Here is a 12,825-nt window from a genome sequence, read left to right as displayed (position 1 = left end):
TAGGCCTTTATTTATTTTTGGGTAATAAACTTAACTTTTGATTTTTGCTTACTAACAACCAAGGAAGAGTTGCATATTCTAGATTATTAAAAGGCTCAACCATGTCATCATAATGTTTACTCAAAATATTGCCGGACTGCCCAGTACTATTCATAAACCAGTGTTCCCCGCTCGCACCACCCAATGATATTATCTGTCTAAAACCTGCACCAAAGCTTTGCTCATAGCCTTGAGATGGTTGATAAGATGCATTAGCAACATTTACACTATTCACACTGCCACCATTATTGATACTTCGCTCGAAAATCCCTTTAAGTAACTTTATTTGGCTAATTGGCTGGTGCTGGTAAACCGTTTTATGCAACTCCCCCCAAATCCAACCTTCCATATCATCTCCTGCCAGTTTGGTAAGCTCTTCGATAGCGCTATCCAAAGACGAAAGTAACACGCCATTACAATTTGAATGACTACTAGAGTTAGGTCCATCACACCAATGTTCTTGTCCTGTGCTAAGCATGTCCAACATTTGACTAATTGTTAGGTTACCTATGATCCTGCCTAAAAACATGTCAAGTTCTAGCTTATTGTATGGCGCTTGAAGATCTTCAAGCAATAAAGTCTGACGAAGATGATCAAGCCAGACGGTCACTATTGTCGGCGCTACGTGTGATTTAGTCATATTGCCGTCCCAATTTTTAATCACTTCTATTGCCTGGCATTGAGTGGTGGTTTCGCAGTGAACCTCTTTCAATAATGGCAGTATTGATGCTACAGCCAAATCTTTTATATCACCCTGAATCGTCGCATTGTCTATCATCGTCACCTTACTATTAGACTCTAACTTATTCGCTAGCAATTCACTAATTCGCTCAGCTCGAGCTGTTGGTGCCCATTTGGCACTGATAAAATAAGGGTAATCGTCACTAAAGGCTTTATCATTGGCTGATACGATGTACCCTGAATGAGGATCCTTAATTTCAGGTAACTGCTTTCTAGGTATAAAGCCTTGCCATTGAAACCTATCATCCCAACCGATAGATGGCAGTAACCCTTTACCTGTTTTACGTACCGGTATTTTACCTGCTGCGACAAGCCCTATTAGGCCATCGTTATCTGCATACAATAGATTTAACGCTGGAGCGACTAAACTATTTGCAGAGCTTTTAAAGTCGTCCCAGTCATTCGCATAATTCAACTCATAGAATGCTTGAAAACTCGTGTCATCAGGATCAAGAGCAGTCCAACGTAAAGCAACAGGGTTTTCGATCAAGCCATATACATCACTTATTATTGGGCCATTACGCGTACTTCTTACTTTTACTTTTAAGGGCTTAAGTGGTTTATTCATCGCAGCAGGAAAGTCTTGCTTCACTGAGATCAACTCAGTTCTTTCGGAAATGGCTTGCCACTTTCCATTGACTAAGTACTGTTCCGGATTATGAACGTTAACTTGTTCCACAAAAAGGTCTTGAACATCAGCTCCTAAATTAGTGCCTCCCCAAGCAATGTGCGTATTTTGTCCAAACAAAATCACGGGAAGCCCTACTAAAGCCGCACCTTTTGCATTAATTTCTTCTCCCTTTATGTTGGCAAAAAACCAGTACGATGGGATCTGTAATCCTAGGTGTGGATCATTTGCTAGTATGGTAGCTCCGCTACTGCTTACTTTCCCACTGACAGCCCACGCATTACTTCCTACAAATTTTCCACCTAGTTGTAGTTGCATGTTCTGTTTATTAAAAAGCTCATTTGCTAACGCTAAATAGCCACTTTCGATCGAAAAACTAGCTACCTCTGTCGGCGAAGTCTCCCCTTTGAGGTCGGGATAAATAAAATGTAGTTTGTCATTATCAAGTACTTGAGATGCAGCATAGTGCTCCAACTCATCGAGGTAGTTCCCCCCTAAATTTAGTGCAAAAACCTTTATCCATGCTAACGAATCAACTTCTTTCCAATATTGAGGCTGAATGTCAAACATCATAAATTCTGAAGGTAACGCATCTGATTCATCAATCCAAGCATTCACACCATTAGCATATGAGGTTAAAGCTATTTTTGCATCAGGTGATAAGCTGTCAAAAGCGGCTTCTGCTGCGGAATATAGACCCAAACTACGCATAAAAACATCTTGCTCAACCATACTTTTGCCAAACACTTCACTTAAACGGCCGCCTGCCATACGTTTTTGTATTTCAAGTTGCCATAATCGCTCTTGAGCTTGCAAATATCCCATAGTAAAAAAAGCATCTTTATCTGAGTTAGCTTCTATAAAAACAACGCCCCAGTCATCCCTCAATACTTCTACCGGAGCTTCTATACCAGACACTTCAAAACTGCCGTCTGTCTTTGGTAAACTACTAAGAGCAATAAAGCCTAGCCAAGTTAAGAATGCGACTAACGGCAATAGAATAAGAAAAATAAATCGACTAAGTAATGGTTTTTTTAACACTATAAATGTTCCTATAAAAAGAAGTAATCAACTAACTTCTATTCAATGTTTAGACTATATATTTCCATGTTCTACATAGCATTTTTTTGGTTAAGCACTGAAACTAATCATTTAACTAGCCTGCTTTTGAATTAAATACGTACAAAATGATTCACTATCAGGGTTTGTTTTTTGCCAATCTCTATATTTGATTATAAATGAAATTAAGCTCTCTTCTTTGTCATTACGCCACGTAAAAATTCCGCCACACATATCATTCCAATTACGATAGGCTTCTTCATTTAATAACGCTTGATGGGCTGCTTTGTATTTATAACAGGGAATATTAGGCGCTAAATGATGGATAAGATGATACCTGTCTCCGTGCCTTCCAATTATAAAGTTTTCTAGCCAAGTTCCATTTCGATTACGAGTTAAAAACAAACTCTCTTTTTCTAATTCCGGCAGCGGATAATGTTCTGCTAGCTCTGCCAGCCAGCCGATCGTTATTCCAGCGGTAAACATAGGCACAAGCCAAAACAAAATAAACTCAGTGATAACTCCAAAATATACAATTAAGGACGCCAATACGGCCCAATAAACGAAGAAGGCCCAGCGCTCTCGAACCGCTTCACGTTTTGTTTTATCTGACTGACCGGTCATATCAAAAAAGATTCTATCCTTAAATATGTATTTGATGTACTGAATGGATCTATACCCAATCATAGACAGTAAAATATTTTTGATAATAAACCAATGAACTGGCTGAGAATTATCATATAGCCCACAGCTAATATGAAACTCAAAGTCAGGATCTTCTTGTCTATCTCCTAGGTGACTGTGGTGCTTCATGTGAGAACATTTGTATGGAACAGCCATATGAAATACTAAATAACTAGAGAGGTAAGTGCCACCAATATGATTGAGTATTTTGTTTTCTGCGAATGTATTATGTGAGGTTTCATGCAACAAATTTGCGAAAACTCGATGCACAGAACCAATCAATATCACAGCCAGTGGATAAAATATGTAAGAAACTACGACACACACATATATAGAAACAGCAACTATTAAACAGTTAAAAAGAATTATTAATAGACAACTATAATTGTCACGTTTGAGTTTTGATATCTTCCTCAGTGTTTCTCTGGATATTTTCATATCCAGAGATGAATTGGCATTACTCATAAATATCCTTGAATCTAATGTAATAATTTTTATTTTTGCAAAATATTTGTCTTTAAAAAGCTGTATTAGAATACAGCCTTACGCTAATTGATTAGACAGAAGTGAGTATCTTATAATAACTCAGCTTAAAAACTTTAAAGGCTCACGACGCTACTATGTCAGTGATAGAACCAAATAAGTGCTCCTCTTTAACATCGGAAGAATCTCACGCATGAGATGTTTTTTTAGTGTTCACTATTTAGACATTCCTTATAGAATCTTGTAGTTAAAATGCTCCAATAAGAAAGAGTAACAATCAAAAATGCTACTTAAATGTGAGATTTCCGCTGATGATAGTCGGTTGATTTGTATATTATTTTTATTGACTATTTGATTGGTCATATAGTCTTTCACCTGAACTTTTGCATACGGATCAATACTCTCAGCTACTCCTTCAGGTAACTCCAACACCCTAGATAGAATCATTGGGTCTTCGCAAAAATTCTCATAAGTAACCAACGGGATATTGAGTGAAGTAACGAGTTCTAAAATGGTCATACTTCTTTTCAACCATGCTGCTGCCATGACCGAAAGTATCTCCAGCCTTTCGTTTTGAGAAAGCTCATCCGCTTCATGATGACGATACAGAGTACTCGCGCAATTTGCATAAGGGTCTCGGTTATTTGCCAAAAATGAACAAGAATCAAATTGACTAGCAAGCGTTTTTATCCTCACCATATTGGACGGGCTCTTTTCAACTACAACTTTTACACTTGGATTTTGAGCTTTTGTTTTTTGATATTGATTTAACCAAACAGATTTGACAGATGCATAATCTATAACCTTATTGCTATTCCATCTATCATCCTCACATAGGCCAGGAACAAGCCACTGACCTTCACCACTTTCATGCAAAAGCATCGTTTTATTGCTCGTATTTAAAATTTCTGCCAAAGCAGTACTACCCGAATAAGGCGGTGTAATTATAAAAAGAAAGTGAGGTTCATGCCCTTTTGTGTATTCGGCCATTGGCCAATGTAACTTTGGACTATCAATTATAATATCGTCGGTATAATCCACTTACTATTCCTTATTAATTAATAAGCAAAAAAAATAACTGTGCACGATTAAATAGCTACAAATAAGCTTGTAAAAACTATTAATATCAAACAAATAGGCATAACGTTAAACTACTTGCACCATTGCTTGAATTTTCTGGTCAACTCCAGCCGAACACTTTTCTTAAAACATTTTCATACTCAGCGTGTGGCTGATCATTATTAGCTGACTACAGTCTCTCTAAATTGTAATGTCTCACCTAGTCAGCAACAGCGCTATCACAACGAGCCCCCATGCTTGCTCGCATACCAAATTGCTTTAGCAACTTACGGTATCGCTTATTCGTATAGTCAGAATTAAGCATTAAATCCTAGACTGTCTTTCTCAGGTTAAAAGCCTAAATCACGTCTTTTATAACTAAACCAGTCATCATGCCTGCCAACAGTTCGACGATAATATAAATTCATTCCAACAGCAAGGTACATCCAACTTTCACTTGTCTTTAGTAGAGTAAAAAACCAAACGTAGTCGAACTATTTCTCACTCGGTGCTCCTTTAATGATAGCTAACAGCCAAAGCGACATAATTTTAACGTGAAGTAACAATATTTCTGGCTTCATACCTCATATACAGATTTGTTTCAGATGAACAACCACATGACTCATATGTCGGGACTACCCACTCATTGCAATAGTAAGCAGTCCTAATACGTTTCCATTATCGGATTTACCATCAACTACCCATGTTTTAGGTTGGTTAGGTCTCGCCACCTTATCTACTTCATCATTAAGAATCTTATATAGCAACGGTATTCTCAACTTAACCATTGGGCTAGTTTTCAAAAATCAATTCGGTCAATCCTTCTCTCTGTAGTAGTTGACCAATTCCACACAGTAAATTAAGTTTTTCTTCTGCTACAGCTGGAGCTTGAATCTCGTTATGAAACTATGCGACCTTCCCAGTTGTAATAGTTCACCAAGTAAATGCTAACATCTTGCTCACCTTATTTAAATGCAACATAGCTCCTCTAAGCTTGCCTCTTTGTTAATATGCTCTATCTAATAGCATCTGGCTTTTCTGAAATCGCCCACCCGACAACTCGCTTCGCGTATAAATCAATGTCTACTGCAATATCTCCACACCACATTTGATTTGGATTTTGCAGATCGAACTCTCGATTTAACAGGTTTGATATATCAGAACGTTCCTTCAGCGCTACTTTATTAGTGTGTGCTCCTGTTCTTTTTTGACACAAGTTGCACATCACGCGTTACCCTCCTGACCTTAATTAAACCAGCATCAATATCTAAATCCGCAAGCATTACTGAAAGTTTACGACTATCCGCAAAGCCTCGACTGAGGTTGAAGCAAGTATCTAGTTGTGCTCTAAGTTCAATCTCTTTGACGTTGATTCTGGTTTTAACCTCTTGAATCTCTTGTTGCTCGGGAGCAAAACTTTGTACTTAGGCGTTTCACCGTCGCGTTCAAGCCTAAGTTGTTGCCTCAGCACTTTAAAACGATTTCACCTACATCCAAAAAGTGACATGCATCTCGGAGAAAGTAGCCTTTATCCAAAAATAAACAAGCTGCTTCAAGTTTAACTTCTTTACTAAATGTTCGACACTTTTTTGCCATCCGATACCTTTAGTCGAATGCTAATGATATCCTCTAAAATAGTGTCCAAGTTCATTGAACTACAACAAAGTGTAAAAGGGCTGCTGCTTATTCATGATATTTACGAATTACAGCAACCTTGTCATCTTCAATTTCTAGCACTTCCATCATGGTTTGGCTATACTCAATTGGCCGTTTGGTTTCAGGGTGGATACCTTTCGCATAGTTTTTGTATCTAATTGCTATCGCTGAGCTGTTGAATACAAATACATCTAAGAGTTCGGCACTGTAATTCGTGTGCGCACCTAAATAAAACATCATGCCTTTTCGCTTAAGAGCTTTTCCATTCGGTTGCCGTGAATCGTCAGTTACCCAAGGTAAATGAGAATGACCCACATCATCTGTCAGTAACGCTAAGTAAGCCTCAATTTCTTTCTCGCTCGCTGTTGGTGCTTGAGTAGCGGTCATTTTATCAAAATACTGCTGTGCGAAATCTTTCAAATTAAGTTGTGATTCTTGAGCGGAGCATGTTGCAACAAATGCAAATGAAAGTATTATTGCGAGAGTTGCTTTCATTGTGTGATTCCTTCTTCTTGAAAATGTTAGATGATAGCTCCCTCTACTATGGACTTGTATATAAAATTTTCAATACATTATAAAATAATTTTTGTACTTTAATTGCAGCGATCATAGAAAGATGTGGAATAATCACGGCAGGATCGCACTTTGTAAAAAGGCTTTAACACCCGGTCTTTTTCTGATCTAATAACGCCCACATTATCACTATCTACTTGTTAATTATGTCGTTATTTAGCCACCTTGAACTTGTTGAAGATAAGTATCCTTCTATCAATCTACATCATGATCTTGCTGATGTTTTATTTCTTATCATCTCGGCAGTTTTATCTGGTTGTGAAGGCTGGAAAGATCTCGAGGTGTTCGGGCACAGTAAACTGCCCTCGCTCAGGCAGTTCCGAGCATTTAGAACACCAAATCGCTAACACCCACCATTAATTTGCACCTTCTAAAGATATCACCTAAGCTTTAACTCTGCACTCAAAGGATTGAAGAAACCAAACTATGGCAACTGCCCGTAAAAGACAAATCAGTTTAACCGACACCAAATACTACCACTGTATCTCCCGTTGCGTAAGGCGCGCCTTTCTGTGCGGTGAAGATAAATTTACCGGAAAATCATATGAGCACCGCCGAGATTGGGTTGAAGAAAAGCTCCTGATGTTGGGGTCTGTGTTTTGTATTGATATCTGTGCTTATGCTGTGATGAATAATCACACTCACATTGTTTTATATGTTGATGATAGAAAGGCTAACGCCTGTCGGATGAAGCGATTGTCATACGATGGCACAAGTTGTTTAAAGATAATTGGATAAGCCAAAAATTTATTGAAGGTGAGCCACTCAGCGAGTCGGAGATGTATGGACTCCTCCCCCTTATCGGGAGAGTACGGTATAAAGATATTGCAAAACACTTTTACCAAATAAGGAGTCCATACATGACACAGTCTAATTTAATTGCTATCGACTTGGCGAAAAACATTTTCCAAGTAGCACAGCTGAAAGGCAATAAACTCAAGTTTAATAAGCCAATGAAACGCGAACCTATGCTTGAGTTGCTAGCAAAAGCCGAGGGTTCAAAGGTCGTGATGGAAGCTTGTGGTAGCGCCCAGCATATTGCTCGAAAAGCACTGTCACTGGGGCATGATGTCATGTTGCTTCCCCCTAAGTTCGTAAAAGCGTTTAGGCAAGGCCAAAAAACCGATGCAAATGATGTCCTCGCTATTGCCAGTGCAAGCCAAGCATATAACGTGAAGCCCTGTAAAATCATGACAGTTGAAGAGCAAACGTTACAATCATTGAGTCAAGCGAGAGCCTTAATAGATAAACAAAAGACTCAGCTTTCAAATCAAATACGTGGCTTGCTATTAGAGTTTGGTATTGTCATTAATCAAGGCGATGCTGCGTTAACACAAGTCGTTCCAGATATTTTAGAAGATGCTGAAAATGCGCTACCTATCGCATTAAAACAAGCACTCGCGGTGAGTTATGACCTATATAAAACACAATGCGACGCTAAAGCACAGTTACATAAACAAGTTGAAGCGATAACCAAGCAAAATGACAGTTGCCAGCGCTTAATGGCATTAGAAGGCGTTGGCCCAATTACCGCGATAGAGCTGCTATCCTTTCTAGGCAATACTTCACAATTTAGTGATGCCAGAGGGGCGGCGGCATGTGCAGGTGTTACACCGACCCAGCACTCATCAGGCGGAAAAGCCAAGATAGGTCATATCCCCAAAAGACGAGGCAATACATTAAGGAAAAACCTGTTTCTCGGTGCAAGAACGGTAGTCAGTATGTTGTGGTTCAATAAACCCGGACACTATTTTAGGTGGTATCATTACCACTCAACTAGAGGTGCCCAATGGCAAGAAAACGTCGAACATTTAGTAAAGAATTCAAACTTGAAGCAGCTTGTTTAGTTTTAGATAAAGGCTACTCCCTCCAAGATGCATGTCACTCTTTGGATATTGGTGAAACCGCCTTAAGGCGCTGGGTACAACAGCTTGAGGGTGAACGAAACGGTGAAACGCCTACGTCTAAAGCGTTGACCCTTGAACAGCAAAAGATTCAAGAGCTTGAAGCCAGGATCAATCGCTTAGAGCGAGAAAAATCGATACTAAAAAAGGCTACAGCTCTCTTAATGTCAGAAGAAATGAACAATATTCGTTAATAGACCAATTAAGTGAGCACGAACCGGTAGAAATGGTCTGTAACGTCTTTGATATTGCTCGTTCAAGTTTTTATGACTATAAAAGACGTCGCAACATCATTGACGTCAATGAGATTAAGCTGAGAGCGCAACTAAACGCTTGCTTTAATTTCAGTCGAGGCGCTGCGGGTAGTCGTACACTCTTAGCAATGCTTGCAGATTTAGATATTGAGGCTGGTTTATTCAAGGTCAGGCGGATAATGCGTGATATGCACCTTGTGTCGAAACAACCAGGACCACACGTTTATAAAGTAGCGGTGAATGAACGCCCTGATATACCAAACTCGTTAAATCGAGAGTTCGATGTGCAAAATCCAAATCAAGTGTGGTGTGGAGATATCACGTATATTTGGACTGGTCAGAAGTGGTCATACTTAGCAGTAGTTATTGATTTATACGCGCGGCGAGTTGTCGGGTGGGCGATGTCAGAAAAGCCATATACTGCATTAACTATCAAAGCATTAGATAGAGCATATGAACAAAGAGGCAAACCTAGGGGAATTATGTTCCATTCTGACCAAGGCTGTCAGTACAGCTCAATCAAATTTAGGCAAAGACTATGGCGATATCAAATAACACAAAGTATGAGCCGCAGAGGAAATTGTTGGGACATAGATAATACACTTAGTCATACTGACAGTGAATATCTGACCCGTGCTGGGATTGATCAAATATCTTTGTGTTGACCTGTCGATATTCATTAGTCAGTAATTTCATTATATTCAGTATCAGTGACCTAATAGGAGCATTGTATTGCAACATCTGTGTCCAGTCCTGTTACTGAGACTGTGAGGGCTGAGGATATGAATCGCAATGACATTTCTAACAATTTAACATTAGGTGTCGATACTCATTTAGATAACCATGTTGCTGTACTCGTTAATGATATTGGTCAAGTTGTCGACACCCAAGAGTTTACTGTAAATTCAACCGGCTATAGCCAACTGTACAAATGGTGCAAGTCATTTGGAACGGTGAACCAAGCTGGATTAGAAGGAACTGGCACATATGGTGCTGGCTTATGTAAGTTCTTACAAGAGCAAAAGGTTACTGTTTTTGAAGTTAACCGCCCTAATCGCGCTATAAGAAGGTTAAGGGGGAAATCGGATCCAACGGATGCTGAAAGTGCGGCTCGTTCTGTATTAGCCAAAGAATCTACTGCAATCCCAAAATCTCATGATGGCATAGTTGAAGCAATGAGATTTTTAGTTGTCGCAAGGAAAAGCTCCGTAAAGTCTAAGACACAAGCTATTAATCAAATTCGAGCTTTACTTGTGACAGCACCAGAGCATATTCGTCAACAGTGCTATGTTCCTTCGAGCTATCGGTGCATTACTGCTTGTAAAGCATTAGAAATGAACTCCGTAAACGTACTTGAAGAAACATTAATATCAATGTTACAGCTGCTAGCAGAGCGATGGATGATGCTATCACAAGAGCTAAAAACAATTGATAAGAAACTTAAAGCTTTAACCAACTCAGCAGCTTCAACATTACTAGAGCAATATGGTGTTGGAAGCTATGTTGCAGCTACACTCCTTGTGGCTGCTGGTGACAACCCTGAGCGACTCAAGAAGGAATCATCATTTGCAGCCTTATGTGGAGTTAGTCCATTAGATGCATCTTCCGGTAAAAAGCAACGTCATAGGTTAAACAGAGGTGGAGCAAGAGATGCCAATAATGCACTTTGGACTGTAGCTTTGATTCGAATGCGTAATGATTTCAGAACAAGGAAATATGTAGAAAAGCGTTCATCAGAAGGGAAATCAAATAAAGAGATCCAGCGTTGTTTAAAACGCTATATTGCAAGAGAGTTATATCCAATAATAGTTTCTGATTTATCAAAGCTAACTTGACCTTGACATAGGAGCGTCAATGCCCCGATGGAGCGTTTATTTAGAAGTCTCAAAACGGAATGGCTTCCAAGTACAGGCTACAGTTCATTTAAAGAAGCTGAACAAGACGTTAGCTTTTACTTGATGACCTATTACAACTGGAGAAGGCCTCATAGTCATAACGATATGCAAGCTCCAGCAGTAGCAGAAGAAAAACTTAATTCACTGTCCGGAATTAGTTGACTACTACAAGCAGCTGAGCGTCCATATATGTCACTTATTTTTTCTTTTATTTTTTCCTTTCCAATCCCCCCATTCATTAATGTATTAAGTAATCTGAGCTGCGGGTGATTAAGGCAAATTTTAAATACAATAAGTTTGCTCATTCTTCATCCAATCTCAAGTTAAGTACTAGAATGCAGCCCAATACTAACAACACACCCACTCCAATACAGCGCATAAACTCAACTTGATTGGATAAGTTAAAATCAAAATACTACTCATTTATGCACCTAAATAGGAAAAAGTAGATATTTTTTTCGTTCTACCTTTGACAATTATTAATATACAGCTAATTTTGTTACCAGCCTGTTTCAAAGGTTAATTTTAAAATAATTATAAATAGGAACAATAAGATGAAAAAAACACTACTTACTTTGTCCATCATGTCGACGTTTGGTGCTACTACCGTTTTTGCACAAGATGCAACGTATCAAGGCGCAGCCGTGGATGCGGAAATTGCGAATACCTGCATCGTGCGTTTTAAAGATGATGTTTCAAAGTTTGATGTTGAAGGTAAAGCGCGTGGCATGGTCGCAAAAGCGAATGCACAAGCGAAACATGTCTATAAAAATACCATTAAAGGCATGGCCGTGAACATGAGCTGTGACAAAGCTAAATCCGCGTTTGCAGGAAATAGCGATGTGATGCGCTTTACTCCCGATGGTAAAGTGTATGCAAGCCCGGCAAAAGCAAAGGGAAAACCAGGTGGTGGTAGTAACCCACAAACAACACCTTGGAGCGTAACGCGTGTTGGCGGTCCTGTGAATGGCAACGGTTATACCGCTTGGGTGATTGATACTGGTATCGACTTAGATCATCAAGATTTAAACGTTGACGCAAGCCGCGGTTTCTCTGCTTTTTCTAGCGGTAGAAATGCAGGTATGGACGACGGCAACGGCCACGGCACACACGTAGCGGGTACGATTGGCGCGCTCGATAACGATATTGATGTAGTGGGTGTTGCAGCGGGCACCACTGTAGTTCCAGTAAAAGTGTTAGATGCTCGTGGCTCAGGCAGCTGGTCAGGTGTTTTAGCTGGTGTCGATCACGTTGCGGTCAATGCAAGTCCTGGCGACTGCGCAAATATGAGCTTGGGTGGCGGCTTCAACCAAGAGCTAAATGATGCTGTTGAAAGCGCAGCTCAACAATCTGGTGCTTTCTTTGTGGTAGCCGCTGGTAACGAAAGCCAGCACGCGGCAAATGTATCTCCAGCTAGTGCTTCACACAACCGTGTATTCACTATTTCAGCGACCGATTCAAATGACCGTTTTGCAAGCTTTTCAAACTATGGCAACCCACCTGTAGACTATGCAGCTCCTGGTGTTGGCATTTTATCACTGAAAAATGGTGGCGGAACAACAACGATGTCAGGCACTTCAATGGCTTCACCTGCGGCCTGTGCTGTGATCATGATGCGAAATGGTAACCCAGGTACTGATGGTAAAGCATCGAACGATCCTGATGGCAATGCAGATAGCATCGTTCATCTTTAATATGGCTAGAGAGCACCTAGTGGTGCTCTTCTCCTCTTCCGAATCCCCTTCCCTGCTCAATAAACTATTGTTACAAATAAACACGCCCTATTCTGGAGCTGATGCTTAGTATGTTGCTAAACTGAGGACAACAATAACAATCAAATTAACTGGAAT

At 39.8% G+C, this 12,825-nt stretch carries 8 protein-coding genes and 4 pseudogenes; 7 read left to right on the top strand and 5 right to left on the bottom strand.

Features of this window, described 5'->3' with window-relative positions:
- Positions 1 to 7: 7 nt before the first annotated feature.
- From EXT47_RS23020 to EXT47_RS23005, 4 genes are all read right to left on the bottom strand, one after another.
- The gene (locus EXT47_RS23020; protein ID WP_165383837.1) at positions 8 to 2,449 is read right to left on the bottom strand and encodes a penicillin acylase family protein; all 2,442 of its coding nucleotides are present in this window, start codon (positions 2,447 to 2,449) and stop codon (positions 8 to 10) included.
- Between the two features lie 111 nt (positions 2,450 to 2,560).
- Positions 2,561 to 3,616 carry a fatty acid desaturase family protein gene (locus EXT47_RS23015; RefSeq protein ID WP_130127679.1) on the bottom strand — a complete coding sequence of 352 codons (1,056 nt, stop codon included), beginning with the start codon at positions 3,614 to 3,616 and terminating at the stop codon, positions 2,561 to 2,563.
- Positions 3,617 to 3,865: 249 nt separating this feature from the next.
- Complete coding sequence (locus EXT47_RS23010) at positions 3,866 to 4,675, bottom strand: sulfotransferase (RefSeq protein WP_205991275.1); 810 nt, start codon at positions 4,673 to 4,675, stop codon at positions 3,866 to 3,868.
- 1,701 nt (positions 4,676 to 6,376) lie between these two features.
- On the bottom strand, positions 6,377 to 6,844 hold the full coding sequence (locus EXT47_RS23005; protein WP_039496664.1) for a hypothetical protein: 468 nt from the start codon (positions 6,842 to 6,844) through the stop codon (positions 6,377 to 6,379).
- 224 nt (positions 6,845 to 7,068) lie between these two features.
- Here EXT47_RS23005 and EXT47_RS23000 point away from each other — a divergent pair.
- The 6 genes and pseudogenes from EXT47_RS23000 to EXT47_RS22970 form a co-directional block, all read left to right on the top strand.
- Positions 7,069 to 7,254, top strand: a pseudogene (locus EXT47_RS23000) (transposase family protein); the annotation flags it as partial.
- Positions 7,255 to 7,348: 94 nt separating this feature from the next.
- A pseudogene (locus EXT47_RS22995) lies at positions 7,349 to 7,701 on the top strand (transposase); the annotation flags it as partial.
- 81 nt (positions 7,702 to 7,782) lie between these two features.
- A complete protein-coding gene (locus EXT47_RS22990) occupies positions 7,783 to 8,769 on the top strand; it encodes an IS110 family transposase (protein WP_052258337.1) in 987 nt (328 codons plus the stop codon).
- A pseudogene (locus tag EXT47_RS22980) lies at positions 8,712 to 9,670 on the top strand (IS3 family transposase); the annotation flags it as partial. The gene EXT47_RS22990 and the pseudogene EXT47_RS22980, both read left to right, overlap by 58 nt.
- Before the next feature lie 192 nt (positions 9,671 to 9,862).
- Complete coding sequence (locus EXT47_RS22975) at positions 9,863 to 10,915, top strand: IS110 family transposase (RefSeq protein ID WP_130127677.1); 1,053 nt, start codon at positions 9,863 to 9,865, stop codon at positions 10,913 to 10,915.
- Between the two features lie 18 nt (positions 10,916 to 10,933).
- A pseudogene (locus EXT47_RS22970) lies at positions 10,934 to 11,137 on the top strand (integrase core domain-containing protein); the annotation flags it as partial.
- Here the strand turns inward: EXT47_RS22970 and EXT47_RS23915 are convergent.
- Positions 11,071 to 11,280, bottom strand: a complete 210-nt coding sequence (locus EXT47_RS23915; RefSeq protein ID WP_165383835.1) for a hypothetical protein — start codon at positions 11,278 to 11,280, stop codon at positions 11,071 to 11,073. The pseudogene EXT47_RS22970 and the gene EXT47_RS23915 sit on opposite strands and share 67 nt — an antisense overlap.
- 249 nt (positions 11,281 to 11,529) lie before the next feature.
- Between EXT47_RS23915 and EXT47_RS22965 the strand changes: the two genes are divergently transcribed.
- Positions 11,530 to 12,669 carry a S8 family serine peptidase gene (locus EXT47_RS22965; RefSeq protein WP_069022850.1) on the top strand — a complete coding sequence of 380 codons (1,140 nt, stop codon included), beginning with the start codon at positions 11,530 to 11,532 and terminating at the stop codon, positions 12,667 to 12,669.
- Positions 12,670 to 12,825 lie beyond the last annotated feature (156 nt).

This window comes from Pseudoalteromonas sp. CO342X (assembly GCF_004208915.1).
Lineage (GTDB): Bacteria > Pseudomonadota > Gammaproteobacteria > Enterobacterales > Alteromonadaceae > Pseudoalteromonas > Pseudoalteromonas maricaloris.
Note: the sequence above shows the minus strand (reverse complement) of the source record. Positions and strands in the feature narration are given on the sequence as shown.

Coding starts and splice junctions, on each gene's coding strand:
- EXT47_RS23015 (WP_130127679.1), bottom strand. CDS start 3,616: ATGAGTAATGCCAATTCATCTCTGGATATGAAAATATCCAGAGAAACA.
- EXT47_RS23005 (WP_039496664.1), bottom strand. CDS start 6,844: ATGAAAGCAACTCTCGCAATAATACTTTCATTTGCATTTGTTGCAACA.
- EXT47_RS22990 (WP_052258337.1), top strand. CDS start 7,783: ATGACACAGTCTAATTTAATTGCTATCGACTTGGCGAAAAACATTTTC.
- EXT47_RS22975 (WP_130127677.1), top strand. CDS start 9,863: ATGAATCGCAATGACATTTCTAACAATTTAACATTAGGTGTCGATACT.
- EXT47_RS23915 (WP_165383835.1), bottom strand. CDS start 11,280: ATGAGCAAACTTATTGTATTTAAAATTTGCCTTAATCACCCGCAGCTC.
- EXT47_RS22965 (WP_069022850.1), top strand. CDS start 11,530: ATGAAAAAAACACTACTTACTTTGTCCATCATGTCGACGTTTGGTGCT.